The 20705-nt window shown below is 70.6% G+C and carries 26 protein-coding genes; 11 read left to right on the plus strand and 15 right to left on the minus strand.

What is annotated here, in order from left to right:
* The first annotated feature begins 144 nt into the window (after positions 1 to 144).
* The gene (locus tag ACFXC1_RS15440; RefSeq protein WP_019075209.1) at positions 145 to 327 is read left to right on the plus strand and encodes a DUF6104 family protein; all 183 of its coding nucleotides are present in this window, start codon (positions 145 to 147) and stop codon (positions 325 to 327) included.
* A gap of 67 nt (positions 328 to 394) precedes the next feature.
* On the opposite strand, the gene ACFXC1_RS15445 is transcribed toward ACFXC1_RS15440, so the two are convergent.
* On the minus strand, positions 395 to 1240 hold the full coding sequence (locus ACFXC1_RS15445) for a hypothetical protein (RefSeq protein WP_381242892.1): 846 nt from the start codon (positions 1238 to 1240) through the stop codon (positions 395 to 397).
* 199 nt (positions 1241 to 1439) lie between these two features.
* On the opposite strand from ACFXC1_RS15445, the gene ACFXC1_RS15450 reads away from it, so the two are divergent.
* A complete protein-coding gene (locus ACFXC1_RS15450; protein WP_381242894.1) occupies positions 1440 to 2393 on the plus strand; it encodes a DUF4097 family beta strand repeat-containing protein in 954 nt (317 codons plus the stop codon).
* A gap of 1 nt (position 2394) precedes the next feature.
* Positions 2395 to 3468 (plus strand): helix-turn-helix transcriptional regulator, encoded by a 1074-nt coding sequence (locus tag ACFXC1_RS15455; RefSeq protein ID WP_381242895.1) that lies wholly within the window; start codon positions 2395 to 2397, stop codon positions 3466 to 3468.
* A 72-nt stretch (positions 3469 to 3540) separates the two neighbouring features.
* On the opposite strand, the gene ACFXC1_RS15460 is transcribed toward ACFXC1_RS15455, so the two are convergent.
* From ACFXC1_RS15460 to ACFXC1_RS15475, 4 genes are all read right to left on the minus strand, one after another.
* The gene (locus ACFXC1_RS15460) at positions 3541 to 4110 is read right to left on the minus strand and encodes a Clp protease N-terminal domain-containing protein (RefSeq protein WP_381242897.1); all 570 of its coding nucleotides are present in this window, start codon (positions 4108 to 4110) and stop codon (positions 3541 to 3543) included.
* Positions 4110 to 4319 carry a helix-turn-helix domain-containing protein gene (locus tag ACFXC1_RS15465; RefSeq protein WP_019058236.1) on the minus strand — a complete coding sequence of 70 codons (210 nt, stop codon included), beginning with the start codon at positions 4317 to 4319 and terminating at the stop codon, positions 4110 to 4112. Before ACFXC1_RS15465 ends, ACFXC1_RS15460 begins: the two co-directional genes overlap by 1 nt.
* 136 nt (positions 4320 to 4455) lie before the next feature.
* Positions 4456 to 5421 carry a zinc-binding dehydrogenase gene (locus ACFXC1_RS15470; protein WP_381242899.1) on the minus strand — a complete coding sequence of 322 codons (966 nt, stop codon included), beginning with the start codon at positions 5419 to 5421 and terminating at the stop codon, positions 4456 to 4458.
* A gap of 318 nt (positions 5422 to 5739) precedes the next feature.
* A complete protein-coding gene (locus tag ACFXC1_RS15475; protein WP_381242901.1) occupies positions 5740 to 6963 on the minus strand; it encodes an NAD(P)-dependent malic enzyme in 1224 nt (407 codons plus the stop codon).
* Positions 6964 to 7464: 501 nt separating this feature from the next.
* Here ACFXC1_RS15475 and ACFXC1_RS15480 point away from each other — a divergent pair.
* From ACFXC1_RS15480 to ACFXC1_RS15490, 3 genes are read left to right on the plus strand one after another with little or no spacing between them, the layout of a single operon-like run.
* Positions 7465 to 8421 (plus strand): ABC transporter substrate-binding protein, encoded by a 957-nt coding sequence (locus ACFXC1_RS15480; RefSeq protein ID WP_381242903.1) that lies wholly within the window; start codon positions 7465 to 7467, stop codon positions 8419 to 8421.
* Between the two features lie 33 nt (positions 8422 to 8454).
* Positions 8455 to 9393 carry an amino acid ABC transporter permease gene (locus ACFXC1_RS15485; protein WP_381242905.1) on the plus strand — a complete coding sequence of 313 codons (939 nt, stop codon included), beginning with the start codon at positions 8455 to 8457 and terminating at the stop codon, positions 9391 to 9393.
* Positions 9390 to 10196, plus strand: coding sequence for an amino acid ABC transporter ATP-binding protein (locus ACFXC1_RS15490; RefSeq protein WP_381242907.1), 807 nt, complete (start codon positions 9390 to 9392; stop codon positions 10194 to 10196). Before ACFXC1_RS15485 ends, ACFXC1_RS15490 begins: the two co-directional genes overlap by 4 nt.
* Positions 10197 to 10271: 75 nt before the next feature.
* Here the strand turns inward: ACFXC1_RS15490 and ACFXC1_RS15495 are convergent, their stop codons facing one another.
* The gene (locus tag ACFXC1_RS15495; protein WP_381242909.1) at positions 10272 to 11030 is read right to left on the minus strand and encodes a class I SAM-dependent methyltransferase; all 759 of its coding nucleotides are present in this window, start codon (positions 11028 to 11030) and stop codon (positions 10272 to 10274) included.
* 114 nt (positions 11031 to 11144) lie between these two features.
* Here ACFXC1_RS15495 and ACFXC1_RS15500 point away from each other — a divergent pair, with 114 nt between their 5' ends.
* Complete coding sequence (locus ACFXC1_RS15500) at positions 11145 to 11774, plus strand: CGNR zinc finger domain-containing protein (protein ID WP_381242911.1); 630 nt, start codon at positions 11145 to 11147, stop codon at positions 11772 to 11774.
* Here ACFXC1_RS15500 and sodX read toward each other — a convergent pair.
* On the minus strand, positions 11678 to 12112 hold the full coding sequence (gene sodX / locus ACFXC1_RS15505; RefSeq protein WP_381242913.1) for a nickel-type superoxide dismutase maturation protease: 435 nt from the start codon (positions 12110 to 12112) through the stop codon (positions 11678 to 11680). The two genes, ACFXC1_RS15500 and sodX, sit on opposite strands and share 97 nt — an antisense overlap.
* 145 nt (positions 12113 to 12257) lie before the next feature.
* Here sodX and sodN point away from each other — a divergent pair, with 145 nt between their 5' ends.
* The 4 genes from sodN to ACFXC1_RS15525 all read left to right on the plus strand — a co-directional run bounded on the left by sodN (position 12258) and on the right by ACFXC1_RS15525 (position 14434).
* On the plus strand, positions 12258 to 12653 hold the full coding sequence (sodN, locus tag ACFXC1_RS15510; RefSeq protein WP_019075224.1) for a superoxide dismutase, Ni: 396 nt from the start codon (positions 12258 to 12260) through the stop codon (positions 12651 to 12653).
* A 147-nt stretch (positions 12654 to 12800) separates the two neighbouring features.
* Positions 12801 to 13211, plus strand: coding sequence for a helix-turn-helix transcriptional regulator (locus tag ACFXC1_RS15515; RefSeq protein WP_019072194.1), 411 nt, complete (start codon positions 12801 to 12803; stop codon positions 13209 to 13211).
* Positions 13212 to 13221: 10 nt separating this feature from the next.
* Positions 13222 to 13638, plus strand: a complete 417-nt coding sequence (locus ACFXC1_RS15520; RefSeq protein WP_019072193.1) for a VOC family protein — start codon at positions 13222 to 13224, stop codon at positions 13636 to 13638.
* A gap of 43 nt (positions 13639 to 13681) precedes the next feature.
* On the plus strand, positions 13682 to 14434 hold the full coding sequence (locus ACFXC1_RS15525; RefSeq protein WP_381242915.1) for a VOC family protein: 753 nt from the start codon (positions 13682 to 13684) through the stop codon (positions 14432 to 14434).
* Here the strand turns inward: ACFXC1_RS15525 and ACFXC1_RS15530 are convergent.
* The 8 genes from ACFXC1_RS15530 to ACFXC1_RS15565 all read right to left on the minus strand — a co-directional run bounded on the left by ACFXC1_RS15530 (position 14421) and on the right by ACFXC1_RS15565 (position 20486).
* On the minus strand, positions 14421 to 14684 hold the full coding sequence (locus ACFXC1_RS15530; protein WP_381242917.1) for a hypothetical protein: 264 nt from the start codon (positions 14682 to 14684) through the stop codon (positions 14421 to 14423). The genes ACFXC1_RS15525 and ACFXC1_RS15530 overlap by 14 nt on opposite strands.
* The gene (locus ACFXC1_RS15535) at positions 14672 to 15025 is read right to left on the minus strand and encodes a DUF952 domain-containing protein (RefSeq protein WP_381242919.1); all 354 of its coding nucleotides are present in this window, start codon (positions 15023 to 15025) and stop codon (positions 14672 to 14674) included. Before ACFXC1_RS15535 ends, ACFXC1_RS15530 begins: the two co-directional genes overlap by 13 nt.
* Before the next feature lie 9 nt (positions 15026 to 15034).
* Positions 15035 to 16243 (minus strand): RNA polymerase sigma factor, encoded by a 1209-nt coding sequence (locus ACFXC1_RS15540; protein WP_381242921.1) that lies wholly within the window; start codon positions 16241 to 16243, stop codon positions 15035 to 15037.
* A gap of 5 nt (positions 16244 to 16248) precedes the next feature.
* Entirely contained in the window at positions 16249 to 16662 is a 414-nt protein-coding gene (locus ACFXC1_RS15545; protein ID WP_093629082.1) for a YciI family protein, read from the minus strand.
* Positions 16663 to 16747: 85 nt separating this feature from the next.
* Positions 16748 to 16933 carry a hypothetical protein gene (locus ACFXC1_RS15550; protein ID WP_381242923.1) on the minus strand — a complete coding sequence of 62 codons (186 nt, stop codon included), beginning with the start codon at positions 16931 to 16933 and terminating at the stop codon, positions 16748 to 16750.
* A gap of 4 nt (positions 16934 to 16937) precedes the next feature.
* Complete coding sequence (locus tag ACFXC1_RS15555; RefSeq protein WP_381242925.1) at positions 16938 to 17543, minus strand: GNAT family N-acetyltransferase; 606 nt, start codon at positions 17541 to 17543, stop codon at positions 16938 to 16940.
* Positions 17544 to 17859: 316 nt separating this feature from the next.
* Positions 17860 to 18966 (minus strand): family 2 encapsulin nanocompartment cargo protein polyprenyl transferase, encoded by a 1107-nt coding sequence (locus ACFXC1_RS15560; protein ID WP_381242927.1) that lies wholly within the window; start codon positions 18964 to 18966, stop codon positions 17860 to 17862.
* 113 nt (positions 18967 to 19079) lie between these two features.
* Positions 19080 to 20486: a family 2B encapsulin nanocompartment shell protein gene (locus tag ACFXC1_RS15565; protein ID WP_381242929.1), complete on the minus strand. Its 1407-nt coding sequence runs from the start codon at positions 20484 to 20486 to the stop codon at positions 19080 to 19082.
* Between the last annotated feature and the right edge of the window lie 219 nt (positions 20487 to 20705).

The following is a 20705-nucleotide window of genomic DNA, read 5'->3' on the forward strand; positions in this document are numbered from 1 at the left end:
CCCTGAGCTGCCCTCGTGCCGTGGGTGGTGTTGTGTGTGGTGTGTGTTCCGCTACCACACCCCCCCCCCCCCCCCCGCCGGCGCCCCCCCCCCCCCCGGGGGGGGGGCCCCCCCCGGCCGTTTGCGCGCACTTATCCTTGACCCATGTACTTCACGGACCGTGGCATCGAAGAACTGGAGAAGCGGCGCGGCGAGGAAGAGGTCACCTTCGAGTGGCTCGCCGAGCAGCTGCGGACGTTCGTCGATCTGAACCCGGACTTCGAGGTCCCGGTGGAGCGCCTGGCGACCTGGCTGGCGCGGCTGGACGACGAGGACGACGACGAGTAGCAGCTCCTACGACGGTCGGTCCGGCCACAAGTAGCAGTTCCTACGACGGCCCTCCCGCGCCCCTGTGTCAGTCGCGCGGGCGGGCCAGGCCGTAGGCGATGCCGAGCGTCCCGTAGGCCAGGAGCAGTACCCCCGCGACGGTCCAGCCCGCGCTGCGGCGTCGTAGGCCCCAGGCCGTGAGCGGAACGCCCGCCGTCAGCTGGGCCACGGACAGGGCACTGGTCGCGTATGTGCCGGACCAGGGCAGCCAGGGGCCCAGGCGGCTGTTGTCGGCCGCGTCGAGTTCCGTGCGGACCAGCTCGCGCCAGCCCGACCGCTCGATCTGCCGGGCGTCCGGGCGGATGCGGGCGATCTCGCGGAGGCGGTCCGACGGTTCGCCGGGGGTGAGGCCTGCCGGAAGGGCAACTCCCGCGCGCGTGAGCACCGCCAGGAGGCCGCGCAGACGGGTGCGGGCGTCGGCCTCGGGGTCCGGTTGTGTGAGGCGGTCGAGGGACTGGAGATCCAGTACGGGGTCGAGGGCCAGGCGGGCGGCGAAGGTGCGCATCGCCTCGTCCTCGCCGGCGGGAGTGCCGTCGGCGAGCCAGACGTAGCCGACGGGACGGCGGAAGCCCGAGGCCAGGGTGTAACCGGCGCGGTCGGCGTCCCACCACAGGGCGAGTACGGGCCAGGGGGCGCCGACGGCGAGCGCGGCGGCCCAGCCGGTGAGGACGCGGTCGACGGGTTCGTCGCCGTGCAGCCAGGGCCTGCCCTCGGGGACGAGCACGCTCCAGTCGTCGCCCGCGCCGGTCAGCAGCATGCGCTCGCGGAGCAGATGTGCCACCGGAGCGACGGAGTCCGCCTCCGCGCGGCAGAGCAGCAGCGCGCCCGGGCCGGCACCGGCCCTGCGTCCGACCTGGGACTTCTCCATGGACATGGTCACACGCTAGGGCAATACGCCCCTTTCCGCCGGTCGTTGGACGGTCGGGGTCGACCGACGGTCACCGAAACGAGTGTCTTGACTTTCGACATCCGCGATATATCGTGTTTCTTGGAAGACGCGATATGGCGCGTCGTGTCCAGTCCCGTCTGTGCCCGATCCCGTCCCGCGCGGTTCGACCGAGGAGGTCTGCATCATGTCCGAGTGGTCCGTCGCAGAGCCCAAGAAGCTCACGTTCGACGAGCCCGTGAGCGATCTCCATGTGCGCATCGTCAACGGAACGGTGAACGTCGTGGGGACCGACGAGGGTTCCGCCCGCCTCGAGATCTCCGAGATCGACGGGCCGCCCCTGGTGGTGACCCAGCAGCACGGCACCCTGACGGTGGCGTACGAGGACCTGCCCTGGAAGGGCTTCCTCAAGTGGCTCGACCGCAAGGGCTGGCGGCGCAGCGCGGTGGTCTCCCTGGCGGTTCCGGCGAGCACCCGGGTCGAGGTCGGGGTGGTCGGCGCGGCGGCTGTCGTCTCCGGGATCCGCGGGCCTTCCGTGGTGCGCGGTGTCACGGGCGACACGACCCTCGTGAGCCTCTCCGGCCCGGTCCGCGCCGAGACGGTCTCGGGGAACCTGGAGGCCCAGGCCGTCACCGGCGACCTCCACTTCAACTCCGTCTCCGGTGACCTCACCGTCGTCGACGGTTCGGGGACCTCCGTACGCGCCGAGTCGGTGAGCGGCTCCATGATCGTGGACCTCGACCCGGACGGCCCGACCGACGTCCGGCTGACCAACGTCTCGGGCGAGATCGCCATCCGGCTGCCGCATCCGGCGGACGCGGACGTCGAGGCGAACACGGCGAGCGGATCCATCTCCAACGCCTTCGACGGACTGCGGGTGCACGGCCAGTGGGGCGCCCACAAGATCACCGGACGCCTCGGCGCGGGCACCGGAAAGCTGCGTGCCACGACCGTCTCCGGCTCCATCGCCCTGCTGCGTCGGCCGGCGGCGGAGGACGGGGAAGAGGGCGTTGAGAACGACGTGACCGGTGCCCCCGCGAACGGGGCTCAGGGCAACTCGGGGGACAATTCCGTTTCCGGCCCGGACGATGCTTCCGGCAGCGCCTCGGCCGACGGCACGACCGACAAGAAGGTGCTCTGACATGCCTCCCGTCTTCGCCCACGGCCGCCTCCGCCTCTACCTGCTGAAGCTGCTGGACGAGGCCCCCCGCCACGGCTACGAGGTGATCCGCCTCCTGGAGGAGCGTTTCCAGGGGCTGTACGCGCCGTCGGCGGGCACGGTCTACCCGCGCCTGTCCAAGCTGGAGGCCGAGGGCCTGGTCACCCACACCACCGAGGGCGGCCGGAAGGTGTACGCCATCACGGACGCCGGCCGCGCCGAACTGGCCGACCGCAGCGGCGAGTTGGCCGACCTGGAGCTGGAGATCCGCGAGTCCGTCGCCGAGTTGGCCGCCGAGATCCGGGCCGATGTCCGGGGCGCGGCGGGGGACCTGCGGCGCGAGGTGCGCGCGGCGGCCTCCGAGGCCCGGCGGGGCACCGGAAGCGCGCGGGCTCGCGGTGGCGAACCCGAAGGCACCGCCGGGGACTTCACGGACTTCGGCGACAAGGAGTCGTGGCGCGCCGCCAAGGAGGAGATGCGCCGCGCCAAGCAGGAGTGGAAGGAGCAGGCCCGGCGCGCCAAGGACGAGAGCCGGCGGGCCCGCGAGGAGGCCCAGCAGGCCCGGCGCCAGGCCAAGGAGGCACAGGCGCGGGCGTGGGCGCAGGCCCAGGAGGAGATGCAGCGCATCGGCCGCCAGGTCCAGGAGCACGCCCAGGACCACTTCGCGCGCGGCGACTGGCCCACGGGCGTACGGGAGAGCCTGACCGAACTGGCAAAGGAGTTCGGGGACTTCGGGAAGGAGTTCGGCAAGGACTTCGGGTTCGGCGGGCGGCCGGCTGCGGGCAAGTCGGCACCGGCACCGGGCGCATCGGCACCGGAGTACAGCCAGACCCCGGAGGACTTCCCCGCCGAGTACGAACCGGCCTGGGCGCACGAGGACTCCACCGGCGACCCGGCCCGCGACCTGGACCGCCTCCTCGACCGCTTCCGGGACGACATCCGCGACGCGGCCCGCGACCGAGGCGTCACCGAGGACCAACTCCGCGACACCCGCCGCCACTTGTCTGCGGCGGCGGCGCACATCGGGGCGGTGCTGCGGGGCGGACGCAAAGCCTGAGCCAAGGCTGAGGCCGAGGCCCGTAGGCGGTGCGCCACGGCATCAACCGAAGCGCACCGCCCGCTCCTCACCTCAGCCCGCCTTCGCCTCTCCCCCGCCGTACAGGACCCGTGTCGCCGCCTCGTGGGTCACCCCGTGGTCGGCGAGCACCTCGCCCGCCACCCCGGGGAGGATGGTCAGGGCGAGGAGGAGGTGTTCGTCGCCGATGTGCCGGTCATGGTGGGCCACGGCAATGCGCAGGGACTTCTCCAGGACGTTCTTGGCACCCCGGCTGAAGGTACGGCGGCCCGACCACCACTCCCCGCCCTTGCGGTCGCCGGACATCGCGCCGACACCGTGCACCTCCTCGACGCGGGCGACGATCTCCGAGACGTCGATGCCGAGTCCGGCAAGGGCGTCGGCCTCGGACTGGGAGAGCCCGGCGCGTCGGCGCGCGTCGCCCAGAGCCTGCCGTAGGGACTCCTTGCGTTCTTCGGTGGTGAGGCCGACGGCGGTCAGGGTGAAGGAGGCGCGACTGCCCTCGCGGTCGAGGAGTGCCAGGAGCAGATGGTCGGGGTCGACGGAAGCGGACCCCGACCGCTCGCAGTGCTCCACCGCGCCCCGCACCACGGCGCGGGCGTCCTTCGTGAACCGTTCGAACATCACTGCCTCCCGTACTTCTTGTGGACGGCCTGCCTGCTGACTCCGAGTTCCGCGGCGATCTCCTGCCACGACCAGCCCTGGTTGCGCGCACTGCGCACCTGCACCGCCTCCAGCTGCTCCACGAGCTTGCGCAACGCGGACACGGCGCGGAGGCCGACCCGTGGGTCACGGTCACCCGCGCGCTCGGCGAGATCCGTTGCTTCGGTCATGATGTCAACCTACGTTGACACGCATCGATCTGTCAATCAAAGTTGACAAACGCGTGCCGATACACGGCTGCGGCCGGCCCGGAAAACCGGACCGGCCGTGAGCCAGACAGAAGAGACGAGCAGAAGAGACGAGACGTCAGCCGTTCGTGAGGACGATCTTGCCGAACTGGTCGCCGGAGTCGAGGCGTTCGAAGCCCTCGCGGGCCCGGTCCAGCGGGAGGATCTCGTCGATGACCGGGCGGACCCCCGTCGTGGCGCAGAAGGCGAGCAGGTCCTCCAGCTCGTCCTTGGTGCCCATGGTCGAGCCGACGACCTTGAGTTCGAGGAAGAAGATGCGGGTCAGCTCGGCGTGCGAGGGGCGGTCGCCGCTCGTGGCACCGGAGATGACGAGCGTGCCGCCGGGCTTCAGCGACTTGACCGAGTGGGACCAGGTGGCGGCGCCGACGGTCTCGATGACGGCATCCACGCGCTGCGGCAGCCGGGCTCCCGGCTCCACCGCCTCCAGGGCGCCCAGCTCCAGCGCCCGCTTCCGCTTGGCCTCGTCCCGGCTGGTCGCGAAGACCCGCAGCCCGGCCGCCTTCGCGAGCACGATCGCGGCCGTGGCGACACCGCCGCCCGCGCCCTGCACGAGGACCGAATCGCCGGGCCGTACACCGGAGTTGGTGAAGAGCATGCGGTACGCCGTGAGCCAGGCCGTGGGCAGACAGGCGGCCTCCGCGAAGGACAGCTCCTTGGGCTTCGGCAGCACGTTCCAGGTCGGTACGGCGACCTGCTCGGCGAAGGTGCCCTGGTAGTGCTCGGTGAGGATGGAACGGGGTTCCCTGGGGCCGACGCCGTGGCCGGTCTGGCCGATCACGGAGTGCAGGACGACCTCGTTGCCGTCCTCGTCGACGCCGGCGGCGTCACAGCCGAGGATCATCGGCAGCTTGTCCTCCGCGAGGCCCACGCCGCGCAGGGACCACAGGTCGTGGTGGTTGAGGGAGGCGGCCCTGACATCGATGGTGCTCCAGCCCGGCCGGGCCTCGGGGGCGGGACGCTCCCCCAACTCCAGGCCGGAGAGCGGCTGGTCGCGGTCGATTCGGGCGGCGTAGACGGCGAACATGACCTTGACGATAGGCTCCGCCGGTTGACCAGGGAACTACCTCGCGCTGTGACACATGCCCTCTTGCGCGAGGGGGGCGGGGTGTTTGCGTGACGGTCTCCCAGGGGCACCTGCGGCCGCCGGCCAGCCCCGCCACCCACGGGCACGGTCCACCTGTAGGCGGACCGAACGGGTGGGCGGGTGGGCAAAATGGACCCACGGCCTGAGCCCGCCGACGAACCCGAGCCACCCACGGGCTACGCCCACCCCTCGAGTCACCCGAACGGGTGGGCGGGTGGGCAAAAAATGGCCCCGCCCGAACGGGCGGGGCCATTCGGACTACCGTCGGGCAACGCCCTCCGCCCGCGCCGCCGCAGCCACAGCCGCGGTGACCGCAGGCGCGACGCGCTCGTCGAACGGTGACGGAATGACATAGTCCGCGGCGAGATCGTCGCCGACGACACCGGCCAGCGCCTCCGCCGCCGCGATCTTCATGCCCTCGGTGATCCGAGAGGCCCGCACCTGGAGCGCGCCCGCGAAGATGCCCGGGAACGCCAGCACGTTGTTGATCTGGTTCGGGAAGTCGGACCGCCCCGTGGCGACGACCGCCGCGTACTTGTGCGCCACATCGGGGTGCACCTCGGGGTCCGGGTTGGCCATGGCGAAGACGAACGCGCCCTCGGCCATCGAAGCGACGGCCGGCTCCGGGACCGTACCGCCGGAGACGCCGATGAAGACGTCGGCGCCTTCCAGCGCCGCCTCCAGCGTCCCGGAGAGCCCGGCCTTGTTGGTGAGCTCGGCCAGTTCGCGCTTGACGGGCGTGAGGTCGTCCCGATCACGCGAGACGACGCCCTTGCGGTCGGCAACGGCGACGTCACCGAGCCCGGCCTCCAGCAGGAACTTGGCGATGGCCACTCCGGCCGCGCCCGCGCCGGAGATGACGGCCCGCAGGTCGCCCAGCTCGCGCCCGGTGAGCTTCGCCGCATTGCGGAGGGCCGCAAGCGTCACGATCGCCGTACCGTGCTGGTCGTCGTGGAAGACCGGGATGTCCAGCCGCTCCTGGAGCCTGCGCTCGATCTCGAAGCAGCGCGGCGCCGAGATGTCCTCCAGGTTGACGCCCCCGAAGGAGGGCGCGAGGCGCACGACGGTCTCGATGATCTCGTCGACGCCGGTGCAGTCCAGCGCGATCGGCACCGCGTCCACGCCGCCGAACTGCTTGAACAGGATCGCCTTGCCCTCCATGACGGGGAGGGAGGCCTCGGGACCGATGTCGCCGAGCCCGAGCACCGCCGTACCGTCCGTCACGACGGCGACCACGGACGACTTCCATGTGTAGTCGTGGACGAGTTCCGGCTGCTCCGCGATGGCGGTGCACACGCGCGCGACGCCGGGTGTGTATGCGAGGGACAGGTCGTCCTTGTCGCGGATCGGCACGGTGGCCTGCACGGCCATCTTGCCGCCGCGGTGCAGCGCGAACGCAGGATCGAAGGAATCGAGGGGCTCGGCCCCGCCGTCCTGATCCGTACTGCTGTCGCTGCGAGGATTGACGATCTCCGCTGCCACTTTGTCTTACCCCTTAAGTCTTCATTGATTTTGAGGGTGGCCACTCCCTGGTGAGGGGTGGGCGGGCACCGCGCAGGGCCCAGAGAGTTGATGCGTACGAGCACCTGCGCGACGGGCGCGCCGCACACGCGCCCTGAGCCCCGGATGAGGGGTGTAAAGAACCTTCTTACCGGACGGACGGCACCGAGGACGAGTCCAATAGGCGCAAGGTCACATCTCGTCGGCCGAGGGCGGAACGATGATCGATCACATCGTGAGACATGCCGAAGATCTTCCGGCCGGAACGAGTGGTTCCAGCAGATGGTCCGGGGTCAGGCCGTCCCGATGTACCGACCTGATGTGATTCGGGGGTCACCCGTTATCCGATTTTGACATGGCTGGTCCCCTGAATGGTTCAGTCCGAATGGCAAGATGCCCTAATCACACGAGGTCGCGACACCCGAAGGTGTGTGTTCTCGTCGACCCGTCGGCACCGCCATCCATCCGCCGGAGGAACTCACCATGACCGCAAGCTTCACCCGTCGTACGACCGCCGCGCACACCCGGCTCACAGCGGTCGGTGCGATCGCGGTCGCGGGCGCCCTGCTGCTCACCGGCTGCGGTGACCAGACCAAGAAGGACAAGTCCTCCAGCAGCGCGTCCACCAGCTCGGCGCCGCTGGCCTCCAAGCTGCCTGCCTCGATCCGCAGCGCGGGGGTCGTCAAGGTCGGCTCGGACATCGCGTACGCGCCGGTCGAGTTCAAGGACAACTCCGGCAACGTCGTCGGTCTCGACCCCGACCTCGCGGCCGCGATGGGCAAGCAGCTCGGCGTGAAGTTCGAGTTCGAGAACGGCACGTTCGACGGCCTGCTCACCGGTCTGCGCTCCAACCGCTACGACATCGCCATGTCCGCGATGACGGACAACAAGAACCGGCAGAACGGCGTCGACCCCGACACCGGCAAGAAGGTCGGCGAGGGCGTCGACTTCGTCGACTACCTGACCGCCGGTGTCTCGATCTACACGCGCAAGGGCCAGACCGAGAACATCGCCTCGTGGGCCGACCTGTGCGGCAAGAAGCTCGCCGTCGAGCGCGGCACGGTCTCCGAGGACCTCGCCAAGTCCGAGTCGAAGAAGTGTACGGGCGGCAAGAAGATCACCATCGAGCCCTTCGACGACGACCAGCAGTCCCAGACCCGCCTGCGCTCCGGTGGCGCGGACGCGGCCTCCTCCGACTTCCCGGTCGCCGCCTACGCGGTGAAGACCTCCGGCGGCGGCAAGGACTTCCAGCTGGTCGGCGAGCAGGTCGAGGCGGCGCCGTACGGCATCGCGGTCGCCAAGAGCGACACCCAGCTGCGGGACGCGCTGCAGGCCGCGATGGACGCCGTGATCAAGAGCGGTGAGTACCAGAAGATCCTGACGAAGTGGGGCGCCGAGGACGGCGCGGTCAAGTCGTCGGTCATCAACGGCGGCAAGTGACCGCGGATCCGCTGTCGCTGAGAGGCAACATCCGTGACTTCTGACATCGACAAGACGGCGGGGCCGAAGGACACGCCCCCGGCCGGCCCGCAGGCCATCAAGGCCATTCCGGTCCGGCACTACGGGCGCTACGTCTCCGCCGTCATCGCGATCGGCATCCTGGTCGCGATCGTCTACGCGTTCGGCCAGGGCAAGATCAACTGGCATGCCGTACCGGACTACTTCTTCGACCACCGGATCCTGACCGGTGTCTACAAGACCCTCCTCCTGACGGTCCTGTCGATGCTGATCGGCATCGCCGGCGGCATCGGCCTGGCGGTCATGCGGCTGTCGAAGAACCCGGTGACCTCGTCGATCGCCTGGTTCTACATCTGGTTCTTCCGCGGCACCCCGGTCCTGGTCCAGCTGTTCCTCTGGTTCAACCTGGGCCTGGTCTTCGAGTACATCAACCTCGGTCCGATCTACAAGAACTACTGGTCGGACTTCATGACGCCGCTGCTGACGGCGCTGCTCGGCCTCGGTCTCAACGAGGCCGCGTACATGGCGGAGATCTGCCGCGCCGGTCTGCTCGCGGTCGACGAGGGCCAGACCGAGGCCTCGCACGCGCTGGGCATGAGCCACGCCAAGACGCTGCGCCGGATCGTGATCCCGCAGGCGATGCGGGTGATCGTGCCGCCCACGGGCAACGAAGTGATCAACATGCTGAAGACGACCTCGCTCGTGGCGGCCGTCCAGTATCCGGAGCTCTTCCGCTACGCCCAGGACATCGGCCAGAACTCCGGCGCCCCGGTGGAGATGTACTTCCTCGCCGCCGCCTGGTACCTGATCATGACGTCCGTCCTGAGCGTCGGGCAGTACTACGTCGAGCGGTACTACGCCCGCGGCTCCAGCCGTGCGCTGCCGCCGACCCCGCTCCAGAAGATCCGGGCGAACCTGCTGTCCATCGGCCGTCCGAAGGGAGCAGCGGCATGACCGACAAGCTCACCAAGACCGACTCCGCCACGACCGACCCGTCGGTCCCGATGGTCAAGTCCGAGGGCGTCCACAAGTCGTTCGGCCCGGTCGAGGTGTTGAAGGGCATCGACCTGGAGGTGAAGTCCGGCGAGGTGTTCTGCCTCATCGGGCCCTCCGGCTCCGGCAAGTCGACCTTCCTGCGGTGCATCAACCACCTCGAGAAGATCAACGCCGGCCGGCTGTACGTCGACGGCGAACTCGTCGGCTATCGCCAACAGGGCGACAAGCTCTACGAGTTGCGCGATCGCGAGGTCGCGGTGAAGCGCCGGGACATCGGCATGGTCTTCCAGCGCTTCAACCTGTTCCCGCACATGACGGCCGTGGAGAACATCATCGAGGCGCCAGTGCAGGTCAGGCGCACTGGCAAGGGTGAGGCGAGGGACCGCGCCATGCAGCTCCTGGAGCGGGTGGGACTGGCCGACAAGGCCCAGAGCTATCCCTCGCAGCTCTCCGGCGGCCAGCAGCAACGGGTCGCGATCGCGCGGGCGTTGGCGATGGACCCGAAGCTGATGCTCTTCGACGAGCCGACCTCGGCCCTCGACCCGGAACTGGTCGGCGACGTCCTCGACGTCATGCGCGACCTCGCCGAGTCCGGCATGACGATGATCGTCGTCACCCACGAGATGGGGTTCGCCCGCGAGGTCGGCGACAGCCTCGTCTTCATGGACGGCGGTGTGGTGGTCGAATCCGGCCACCCGCGCGACGTCCTGACGAACCCTCAGCACGAGCGGACGCAGGGGTTCTTGTCCAAGGTGCTCTAGCGGTGGGCACGTCGGCCTGACGGCAGGCACGCGGAAGGGGCGGTACGGGATCCTCGTATCGCCCTTTTCACGTCCTCACTTCAGCGCGAGCAGCAGCGTGTCCCCCGGCGAGCACCACACCGCCCGCGCCTCCCCGAACCCCTTCTCCCGCAGCACGCGCGCGTGCCATGCCGCCGAGGGCATGTCGCCGTCCGCGTGGGCGCCGTAGATCTCGAAGCGGCGGGCGGTCGGGGCGGCGAGGACCGGGTCCTGGGCGGCGAGTTGCCACCACTCGGCCCAGTCGAGGGCGCCGTTCTTCTGGGCCTGTTCCATGCGGGCGTGGCTGCGGGTGCGCTCGATCGCGTTGATCCGGGGCGTGGTGTCGTCGATCATGTGGTCGGCGTTCATGAAGACGCCGCCGTAGCGGACGAGTTCGGCGAGTTGGCCGTAGAGGGCCGCGAGGGGTTCGTCGCGCAGCCAGTGGAGGGCCGTGGCGGTGAGGACGGCGTCGTACGAGTCGTACGGCAGTTCCGTCGTCCACCGCGGGTCCTTGAGGTCGGCCGTGACGAAGGAGGCCCGCTCGTCGCCCTCGAAGGTGCCGCGGGCGATGGTGAGGAGGGCGGGATCGAGGTCGACGCCGGTGCTGGTGGCGTTCGGGAAGCGGGCCAGCAGCCGGGCCGTGATGCTGCCGGTGCCGCAGGCCAGGTCGAGGACGCGCGGCTCGGGCCCGACGCACGCCTCGACCATGTCGAGCATGATCCGCAAGCGGTCCTCCCGGTCGGGCATGTACCACTCCTGCTGCCGGTCCCAGCTCTCCTGCCAGGACTGCCAGTCGGTTCCGACACCGGTCGTCATGAGGACCCCCTGTCCGCGCACTGTGGCAAGGCCACTCTCGTAATACCCTGGAAGCACGATCAGCTGTTACCCGACCGCATCCACGACCATAGAGCGCCTCCGTAAGGACTACAAGTGGAACTGGCCTATTACTCGGACTACGCCGTACGCCTCGTCAACACCGAGGAACCGGCCCGGGGCAAGGACGCCCTGACCTCGGTCGAGGCCGTGCGGGACCTGTTCGGCACCAACAAGGAGGCGGCCCGCCGCGCCACCGACGCCGACGTCACCCGCTTCCGTTCGGTCCGGGCGCGGCTGCGGGCGGTCTTCGAGGCGGCCGACGGCGGCGACGAGACCCTCTCCGTGAACCTGCTGAACTCACTCCTCCTGGAGTTCCCGGTCAGCCCGCAGATCTCCGGGCACAACTTCCGGGACGAGGACGGCCGTCCGCTGTGGCACATGCACCTCGCGGACCACCCGTCCAACGCGACCGCCGGCTACGCGGCCATCGCGGCGATGGGCCTGGCCTTCCACCTCACCGAGTACGGCGTCGACCGGCTGGGCCTGTGCGAGGCGCCCCCGTGCCGCAACGCCTACCTCGACACCTCGACCAACCGCTCCCGGCGCTACTGCTCGGACCGCTGCGCGACCCGCGCCAACGTGGCCGCCTACCGGGCCCGGAAGCGCCTGGAGGCCGACCGGTCGGAGAGGACGGGCCTGGCGGCCGAGAGCGCCCAGCGGGCAAGCGCGAGCGGCGAACGCTGACCGGGCTTGAGCGGCCGGTACCGGAAACGCACCTTGCCCAGCACCAGGTCCTCGGGCACGGCGCCGTAATCCGTACTGTCCCCACCCGCGAACGCGTTGTCCCCGAGCACCCACCAGCCGCCGTCCCGCCGCTCCACGGCCCGCTTGACGACCAGCAGGTCCTGCTGGAACGGATGCCGCAGCACGACGACGTCCCCGGGCCTGACCCTGGCGCCGTACTGGACCACGAGCAGATCCCCGTGGACCAGCGTCGGCACCATGGACGGCCCGGTCACCTCGGCCGTCCCGAAGGGCAGTACGGCCCTCCCGCGCTCGGTCTCCTGCGACAGCTCCGGCATCCCCGGCACCTCCCCGGTCCTATCCTCCACCAGTCTGAGTCCGACCCCGTACTTTTGTCCTAAGCCCATGGGGGCACTCGCGAAATCAGCTTCTCCAGGGAGTAATGTCCCACCTGAGAAGACGATCACGAGGAAGGAACGCTCCATGCTTTCCCGCCTGTTTGCCCCCAAGGTGAAGGTCAGCGCGCACTGCGACCTGCCCTGCGGTGTGTACGACCCGGCCCAGGCCCGCATCGAGGCGGAGTCGGTGAAGGCCGTGCAGGACAAGATGGCCGCCAACGACGACCCGCACTTCCAGGCGCGCGCCACCGTCATCAAGGAACAGCGTGCCGAGCTCGCGAAGCACCACGTCTCGGTGCTCTGGAGCGACTACTTCAAGCCCCCGCACTTCGAGAAGTACCCGGAGCTGCACCAGCTGGTCAACGACACCCTGAAGGCCCTCTCGGCCGCCAAGGCGTCCACCGACCCGGCGACGGGCCAGAAGGCTCTGGACTACATCGCCCAGATCGACAAGATTTTCTGGGAGACGAAGAAGGCCTGACACCCAGTCGGCCCGGCCCGGTCGACCGGCGGTCGGTGCACCATCGACGGTCAGTGGGCATGGGGAAGGGGCTCCGCCGGTTCGCCGGCGGGGCCCCTTCGTCGTTCCCGCCCCGGTGAAAGCGGTCCCCGTGCCATCCTGGACCCCGTGAACCGCGAAGACCTCGTACGGCTGCGACAGGCCCGCGACCGGATGAACCGGGAGTACGCCGAGCCGCTCGACATGGCCTCGATCGCGCGGACCGCGCTGATGTCGCCGGGGCATTTCCAGCGGAGCTTCCGCGCCGCGTACGGGGAGACGCCGTACAGCTATCTCATGACGCGGCGGATCGAGCGGGCGAAGGCGTTGCTGCGGCGCGGGGATCTGAGTGTGACGGAGGTGTGCATGGCCGTCGGCTGTACCTCGCTCGGTTCGTTCAGCTCTCGTTTCACCGAGCTGGTCGGCGAGACCCCCAGCGCCTACCGCGCCCGCTCCCACGAGGCCGGCGCGGTGATCCCGTCCTGCGTGGCCCGCACTTTCACCCGGCCGAACCGGGCAGGACCGCCGCTCCGGCCCTAGCCTGTCCTCCATGGATCTCAAACTCCGCCAGTGCTTCATCGCCGTCGACGACCACGACAAGGCGCTCGCCTTCTACTGCGACGTGCTGGAGCTGGAAATCCGCAACGACGTCGGTTTCGAGGGCATGCGGTGGGTGACCGTGGGGTCGCCGTTGCAGCCGGACGTGGAGATCGTGCTGGAGCCGCCGGCCGCGAACCCGGACGCCTCCCCCGCCGACAAGCAGGCCATGGCCGAACTGCTCGCCAAGGGCACCCTGCGCGGGGTCAACTTCACCACCGCCGACTGCGACGCCCTCTACGCCCGCGTCCAGGAGTCCGGTGCCGAGGTGGTCCAGGAGCCGACGGACCAGCCGTACGGTGTCCGGGACTGCGCGTTCCGGGATCCGGCCGGGAACATGCTGCGGTTCATGCAGCGCAGCGGGGACTGAAATCCGCGAGGGCCGCTCGGGCCCTCCGGCTTACGATCACGCGATGAGCATCCCCATCGGCATCCGCTGGACCTACGCCTTCGTCGACCGCCCGCGCGCGCTCCTCGACCCCGCCCGCACCTTCTGGACGGCCGTCACGGACACCCGGCTGTCCGAACCGCGCGGTGAGGAAGGGGAGTTCGTCACCCTGCTGGTGAAGGGGGCGGATCCCTGCGTGAAGGTCCAAGGGGTCGAAGCCGGTCCGGGCGGGGCTCATCTCGACTTCTCCGTCGAGGATGTGCCGGCGTTCGTGGACTCCGCGCTGCGGCTCGGCGCCGAAGGCGTCGCCGAGTACGACGGGTGGGCCGTACTCCGGTCCCCCGCCGGGCAGTTGTTCTGCGCGGTCACCTGGCACGGCGAGGCCGTACGGCCGCCCGTCGTGGACGGCAGCCGTCTCGACCAGGTGTCCCTCGACATCGGGCCAGGCTCCTACGACGCCGAAGTCGCCTTCTGGAGCGCCCTGTTGCCCGACTGGGCCTCGCTGCGGGGCGCGCTCCCCGAGTTCCATGTGCTCAAGCCGCCACCCGGCCTGCCGATCCGCGTCCTGCTCCAGCGGCTCGGCGAGGAACGCCCCGCCTCCGCCCATCTCGACCTGGCCTGCGCGGACATCGCCGCGACGACGGCACGGCACGAGCGGCTCGGCGCGACCGTCGTCTCCCACGGCACGCACTGGATCGTGATGCGGGACCCGGCGGGCGGCACCTACTGCCTGACGGGGCGCGACCCGGAGACCGGCGGGCTGCCTAGCCGGTCGTGAGGCAGATGAAGCTCGTATGCGGGGCGTCGTACGGCGAGGCCGTGGGCGTCGGACAGTCGTTCGCCGCGTCCTGATCGTCCTGACCTGGCGACGGCGTCGGCGTCTCGCCGTCGGGATTGTTCAGCTGCCAGCTGTACGGCTCGTGCGGCGCGGCGGAGTCCTGCAGCCACAGTGTGAGCCCGCCCCCGACGGCCACGGCGACCGCCCACGCCACCAGGACCCGGCGCCACAACCGGCTCAAGCCGTCCACACCTCCACGCCCACCACCGCGTCCACCGGGATCGGCCCGTAGACGTGCGGGAACTCCTCGCCGCCCGGCTTGGGCGCCTCGTACTTCAAGGGCGCGCCGAGCCGTCCCGGGTCCACCTCCAGGACCACCAGGTCGCCGGGGCCGTCGTAGGAGCCGTACAAGAAGGCCGCCACGCGCGGGAGTTGGGCGCGGGTCGAGCAGTGGATGAAGCCCTCCTCCTGGAGGGTGCGGCCGCGGGTCGACCACTCGTAGAGGCCGCGCTCGCGGGCCGCGTCCCAGAGGGCGCGTTCGGTGATGTGGAGGATGGTGGCGGGGGCGGCGGTGGGTTCTGATTCCGGCATGGGGCCACGCTAAGGCCTCAGCCGCGCGGCCCGCGCCCGCAGGTAGCGCTGTTCGGGCAGGCTGAGGGTCCTGGCCGCCGCCGACTCGTAGGCGGCCCGGGCCGCGGTGAACTCGCCGGCCCGTTCCAGGAGGTGGCCGCGGACCGCGTCGGGGCGGTGCCCCTCCCCCAACTCGTCCGCCACCAGGTCCAGTTCGGCCAGGCCCGCGTGCGGACCGTCGACCATGGCGACGGCGACGGCCCGGTTGAGGCGTTCGACGGGACCGGGGACCAGGCGCACCAGCACCTCGTACAGGCCGAGGATCTCGTGCCAGTCCGTCGCCCGCGCCGACGGCGCCTCGTCGTGTACGGCGGCGATCGCCGCGCGCAACTGGTACGGCCCCGCGGGCCCCTGGGACAGCGCCCGGGTGACGAGCGCGACGCCCTCCTCGATCGCCGCCCTGTCCCAGCGGTCGCGGTCCTGTTCGTCGAGGGGGACGAGTTCGCCGTGCGGACCGGTGCGGGCGGCCCGGCGGGCGTCGGTGAGCAGCATCAGCGCGAGCAGCCCCGCCACTTCGCCGGCCTCCGGGAGCAGCCGGTGCACGGCCCGGGTCAACCGGATTGCCTCGCCCGCGAGTTCGCGCCGCGTCAGACTCGGGCCGGACGTCGCCGTATAGCCCTCGTTGAAGATCAGGTACAGCGTGTGCAGAACGGCCGGCAGCCGCTCCGCCCAGTTGTCCGGCCGCCCGAAGCGCACGCCCCGCACCTTGGCCTTCGCCCGGCTGATGCGCTGCGCCATCGTCGCCTCGGGGACGAGATACGCGCGGGCGATCTCCGCCGTCGTCAGTCCGCCGACCGCCCGCAGGGTGAGCGCGATCTGCGCGGGCGGGGTCAGCTCCGGGTGGCAGCAGAGGAAGAGCAGGGAGAGGGTGTCGTCCTCGCGCGGCGGCTCGGGGGTGTACGGGTTCCGGGGCTCAAGAGCCGCCGCCTTCTCCTCCCGCGCCCGCCGCGCCTCCTCGGCGCGCAGCGCGTCCGTCAGCCGCCGCGAGGCGACCCGGATCAGCCACCCGCGCGGATTCTCCGGCACACCGCACTCCGGCCACTGCCGGGCCGCCGCGAGCAGCGCCTCCTGTACGGCGTCCTCGGCGGCGTCGAAATGGCCGTACCGCCTGACCAGCGCGCCGAGGACCTGCGGCGCGTGGCGGCGCAGCAGGTCCTCGGTGCCGGTGGTGTCGCGCATACGGCTCAGACGTCCGCGGTGCCGTCCTGGATGGGGCGGATCACCACCGCGCGGTTGACGGCGCCTTCGGGCAGGGGGCAGCGGGTGACGCGGTCGGCGATCTCCGTGACGCGCTCCAGGCTCGCGCACTCCAGGACCCAGTAGCCGGCCATCAGTTCCTTGGTCTCGCTGTACGGGCCGTCGGTGATCACGGCCTTGCCGTCCGCGCCCAGCGTGACCAGCCGGGTCCTCGCCGGCTCGGTCAGCCCCTGCGCGTCGATCAGTTCACCCGTCTCGGACAGGTCGTCGTTGATGGCGCCCATGTGGGCGAACATGGCCTGCATCTCCGCCTCGCTCCAGGCCGGGGACCCGGGGGTGGGCTTGCCCTGCATGCCGTCGTAGTCCGCCTGCGTGCCCTGCACCATGACCAGGTACTTCATGAGTCCGCTCCTTCGGCTCGGGCCACCCGTTCCGGGCGGCTCTCACAGGGGACATCGGAGCCGGGCCGCGATTCTCGACACGGGTTCAGGATTCTTTCGGGCCGGATTCGGCCCCGGGCTCGGCGCCCTGGCCTACGTACGCCTCGCACTCGGGGTTCCGGCACGGGCCGGCCACCCACTTCGGCACCCAGGCGCCGAGCGTCTTGTACCGCTTGACGACGGTGGTCACCGGCTGTCCGCAGACGGGACAGGTCCGCTCTTCTCTGCCCATGCACTCAGACTAGAACCGCGCGGGGCTCGCGCCACATCGGATACATGCGCGGGCCGTCCGGGAGGTCGAGGGTGGTGTCGGTGAAGGCGTAGCCGAGCCGCTCGTAGAGCTTGGTGCTGCGCTCGCTGCTCGCCTCCAGGTACGCGGGCAGGCCCTCGCGGTCGCAGCGGTCCAGAACGTGCCGGATCAGCGCGGCGCCGAGGCCCTCGCCCTGCCGGTCCGGTCTTACGGCGATCATCCACAGGTACTCGTGGGCCCGGCCGGTGGGATGCCCCTCGTCCATGAGCCGGGCGATCGTCTCGACCCGCTCGTTGTCCGGATCCACGAACTCCCGCAGCGCCACGGCCTCGTCCTCGCCGTCCGCCGCGTGTGCCTCGCCGGGCATCGACAGCCAGAGCGCGCAGGCCGCGCCGTCCTCGGCCAGGTCGATCCGCCCGTCGGCGAACACGGCGTCCGTGAAGGCGGCCATCAGCTTGTGGTGGGTCGTACGGCGGTACTCGGCGTCGGGGAAGATCCAGCCGCTCACCGGATCGTCCTGGAACGCGTCGTCCAGCAGCCGGACGACCAGCTCCCGGTCACCTTCGCCCGCGGTCCGTATCGCCACGCCCATGTTCCGCCTCCGCGCCTCAACAGTCGTATTTCGTACGGCTGTTGAGACTAGCGGGACTTACGGGCGAGTAAGCCAAAGGGGCGCGCCTGTGTCGAGAGCGCGAACGCGCGGAGGCCCGAAGGGTCGAGCACGATCGCGCTCTCGACACAGCCACGCGCCGGTAGGCGCATATTGAACACAGCGGCGCCCCGGAGGCGAACCGAGCCTAAAAAAAGAGGGGCCCCGCGCACCGTGGGGATGCGCGGGACCCGTCGGTCCGGAGCCCCGGTGGCCGTGCGGAGTCAGGGCCGCACCGCTCCCGAGGGGTCCGGAGTCTTCAACTGCTGCGCCGGGTCACGAACTCGGCCAGCGCGAGCAGACCGCCCGCGTCCTGCGGGTCCGGAATCGCCCGGGCCAGCTCCTGCACGGCCCGCGCCATCCGGTCGGCCGCCTGGGCCTGGGCCCAGTCCCGGCCGCCCGCCCGCTCCACGGCGAGCGCGGTGCGATCCAAGTCCCCTTCCTCGTACGGCAGTCCGTACAGTTCGGCGAGTTCCACGGCCGCCGGGGTGCCCGAGGTGAGCGCGGCGACCACGGGCAGCGACTTCTTTCGTACGGCGAGGTCGGCGCCGGCCGGTTTGCCTGTGCGGCCGGGGTCGCCCCATATGCCGATGACGTCGTCGATCAGCTGGAAGGCGAGCCCTGCCTGCCGGCCGAACGCGTCCAGTGCCGCCACGTCCTCGGCGGACGCCCCCGCGTACAGCGCGCCCACCGCGCAGGCGCAGCCGAGCAGCGCCCCGGTCTTGGCCTCGGCCATGGCGAGCACCTCGTCGAGGGTGACCTCGCCGGGGGCGCGCTTCTCCATGGCGGTGTCCGCGTGCTGGCCCGCGCAGAGTTCGACGACGCAGTCCGCGAGCCGGGCCGCGGCGGCCGAGGACGCCGGGTGCGGGTCCTCGGCGAGCAGGCGGAGGGCGAGCGCCTGGAGCGCGTCCCCGGCGAGGATCGCGTCGGGGTCGCCGAACACGGTCCACGCGGTGGGCCGATGTCTGCGGGTGGTGTCCCGGTCCATCACGTCGTCGTGCAGCAATGTGAAGTTGTGGACCAGTTCCACCGCCGCCGCGGCCCGCACCGCGCTCGCCCGCGCCCGCTCGCCGCCGAGCGCGGTGGCCGCGGTGAGGACGAGGGCGGGACGGATCGCCTTGCCCGCGTTGCCCGCCGCCGGGGTGCCGTCCGCGTGCTCCCACCCGAAGTGGTAGAGCGCGATCCGGCGCATCGAGCCGGGCAGCGAGTCGATCGCCGAGCGCAGTTCGGGGTCGACGGACGCGCGGGCCCCCTCCAGGATCACCGCGGCCTCGTGTCCGTCGGCCGCCGGTGCGCCCGCCGCCGTCTCTTCGATCGATTGCGTCCCGTCGGCGCGCTGTTTCGTCTCCGCCCTGAACTCGGCCATGGGGTCCCCCTCGGAGAGTCCGCGGACGGTGGCGTTTCCACTGCGGCTGGGCACATGTGACCGGGGTGTACCCGCCCTGACGGGCGGGGACACCGCGTCCAGCTGCTGAAACGTCACCTCCAGCGGCCGATCTCGACGTTCTCCAGGACGCCGAGGGCGTCCGGCACCAGGACCGCCGCCGAGTAGTAGGCCGTCACGAGGTACTTGATGATCGCCTGTTCGTTGATGCCCATGAAGCGCACCGACAGGCTCGGCTCGATCTCGTCCGGGATGCCGGCCTGCTGGAGGCCGATGACGCCCTGGTCGGCCTCGCCGGTACGCATGGCGATGATCGAGGTGGTCCGCCGGTCACTGACCGGGATCTTGTTGCACGGGTAGATCGGCACCCCGCGCCAGGTCGGGATGCGGTTGCCGCCGATCTCGATGGACTCCGGGACCAGTCCGCGCTTGTTGAGCTCGCGACCGAACGCGGAGATCGCGCGCGGGTGGGCCAGGAGCATCCTGGTGCCGCGCCGCCTGCTGAGCAGCTCGTCCAGGTCGTCCGGGCTGGGGACGCCGTCGTGGGGCTGGAGCCGCTGGTCGTACTCGCAGTTGTTGAGCAGGCCGAACTCGCGGTTGTTGATCAGCTCGTGCTCCTGGCGCTCCTTCAACGCCTCGACGGTGAGCCTGAGTTGCTGCTCGGTCTGGTTCATCGGCTGGTTGTAGAGGTCGGCCACGCGCGAGTGGATGCGCAGGACGGTCTGGGCGACGCTCAGTTCGTACTCGCGCGGCCGGGCGTCGTAGTCGACGAAGGTGTGCGGGATGTCCGGCTCGCCGGAGTGGCCCGCGGCGAGGTCGATCGCCTTCTCGCCGTACTTGTTGGTGCGCTGCTCGGGGATCGCGCGCAGCTGCGTGAGGTGGTCGCGCAGGGTCTCGGAGCGCTCCGCGACCTGCTCGACGTCACCGCGGGCCAGCACGAGCACCGTGCAGGCGGTGTCCGCGCGGGCCGTGTACTCCCAGATGGCCTCCGGGTCGAGCAGTGCCTGGTCGCCGAAGTAGGCGCCGTCGGCGAGGACTCCGAGGACCGTGTCGTCGCCGTACGGGCCTGTGCCGATCTTCTCCACCCTGCCGTGTGCCAGCAGGTACACCTCGTCGGCCTGGCTGCCGAACGACGCGATCGCCTCCCCCGGGGCGAACTCGCGCTGCCGGCAGCGGACCGCCAGCTCCGAGAGGACCTCCTCGTCCTCGTAGTCCCGCAGCGCGGGCAGTTCGCCGAGCTCCGCGGGGATGACCTCGACGCGGTCGCCGGTCTTCACGAATGTCACCCGGCCGTCGCCCACGGAGTAACTCAGCCGTCGGTTCACCCGGTATGTGCCACCCTGCACGTTCACCCACGGCAGTGTGCGCAGGAGCCAGCGGGAGCTGATCTCCTGCATCTGCGGTGCGGACTTGGTGGTGGTGGCCAGGTTCCGCGCAGCCGCCGTGCCAAGGCTCTGCTGCGGCTTGTTCTGCTCCGCGCGGACCTCTTCGCCTACCGACATAGAGAAATGCCCTCCCCATTCATGCCGGGCCTGTGCGCCCGACATCGTTCTCGCGCACCAGCCTTCCTCACTCAGCGTGCCGGTGGTATTACCCGAAAGAGCGGGAATGGATCTTCGCGTGCTGGGCACGGGGGCTGTTTACGTCGAATGTTGTTCGAGTTGCGGCCGGGGCCGCCGTTGTCCGGATCGGCTCGCACGCCGTGCGAACAAGTCGTGCGT

It is taken from the genome of Streptomyces hokutonensis (assembly GCF_042751305.1).
Taxonomy (GTDB): Bacteria; Actinomycetota; Actinomycetes; order Streptomycetales; family Streptomycetaceae; genus Streptomyces; species Streptomyces hokutonensis_A.

Bases quoted from the DNA above. Each gene is read 5' to 3' on its own strand.
- ACFXC1_RS15535 (WP_381242919.1), bottom strand. From the start codon at position 15,025: ATGCCGGAATCAGAACCCACCGCCGCCCCCGCCACCATCCTCCACATC.
- sodN (WP_019075224.1), top strand. From the start codon at position 12,258: ATGCTTTCCCGCCTGTTTGCCCCCAAGGTGAAGGTCAGCGCGCACTGC.
- ACFXC1_RS15555 (WP_381242925.1), bottom strand. From the start codon at position 17,543: ATGGGCGTGGCGATACGGACCGCGGGCGAAGGTGACCGGGAGCTGGTC.
- ACFXC1_RS15540 (WP_381242921.1), bottom strand. From the start codon at position 16,243: ATGCGCGACACCACCGGCACCGAGGACCTGCTGCGCCGCCACGCGCCG.
- ACFXC1_RS15470 (WP_381242899.1), bottom strand. From the start codon at position 5,421: ATGTTCGCCGTCTACGCCGCCCGAATCGACCGCGACCAGCCGCTCTCC.
- ACFXC1_RS15495 (WP_381242909.1), bottom strand. From the start codon at position 11,030: ATGACGACCGGTGTCGGAACCGACTGGCAGTCCTGGCAGGAGAGCTGG.
- ACFXC1_RS15455 (WP_381242895.1), top strand. From the start codon at position 2,395: ATGCCTCCCGTCTTCGCCCACGGCCGCCTCCGCCTCTACCTGCTGAAG.
- ACFXC1_RS15560 (WP_381242927.1), bottom strand. From the start codon at position 18,966: ATGGCCGAGTTCAGGGCGGAGACGAAACAGCGCGCCGACGGGACGCAA.
- ACFXC1_RS15465 (WP_019058236.1), bottom strand. From the start codon at position 4,319: ATGACCGAAGCAACGGATCTCGCCGAGCGCGCGGGTGACCGTGACCCA.
- ACFXC1_RS15440 (WP_019075209.1), top strand. From the start codon at position 145: ATGTACTTCACGGACCGTGGCATCGAAGAACTGGAGAAGCGGCGCGGC.
- ACFXC1_RS15550 (WP_381242923.1), bottom strand. From the start codon at position 16,933: ATGGGCAGAGAAGAGCGGACCTGTCCCGTCTGCGGACAGCCGGTGACC.
- ACFXC1_RS15445 (WP_381242892.1), bottom strand. From the start codon at position 1,240: ATGTCCATGGAGAAGTCCCAGGTCGGACGCAGGGCCGGTGCCGGCCCG.
- ACFXC1_RS15520 (WP_019072193.1), top strand. From the start codon at position 13,222: ATGGATCTCAAACTCCGCCAGTGCTTCATCGCCGTCGACGACCACGAC.
- ACFXC1_RS15450 (WP_381242894.1), top strand. From the start codon at position 1,440: ATGTCCGAGTGGTCCGTCGCAGAGCCCAAGAAGCTCACGTTCGACGAG.
- ACFXC1_RS15480 (WP_381242903.1), top strand. From the start codon at position 7,465: ATGACCGCAAGCTTCACCCGTCGTACGACCGCCGCGCACACCCGGCTC.
- ACFXC1_RS15545 (WP_093629082.1), bottom strand. From the start codon at position 16,662: ATGAAGTACCTGGTCATGGTGCAGGGCACGCAGGCGGACTACGACGGC.
- ACFXC1_RS15490 (WP_381242907.1), top strand. From the start codon at position 9,390: ATGACCGACAAGCTCACCAAGACCGACTCCGCCACGACCGACCCGTCG.
- ACFXC1_RS15525 (WP_381242915.1), top strand. From the start codon at position 13,682: ATGAGCATCCCCATCGGCATCCGCTGGACCTACGCCTTCGTCGACCGC.
- ACFXC1_RS15460 (WP_381242897.1), bottom strand. From the start codon at position 4,110: ATGTTCGAACGGTTCACGAAGGACGCCCGCGCCGTGGTGCGGGGCGCG.
- sodX (WP_381242913.1), bottom strand. From the start codon at position 12,112: ATGCCGGAGCTGTCGCAGGAGACCGAGCGCGGGAGGGCCGTACTGCCC.
- ACFXC1_RS15565 (WP_381242929.1), bottom strand. From the start codon at position 20,486: ATGTCGGTAGGCGAAGAGGTCCGCGCGGAGCAGAACAAGCCGCAGCAG.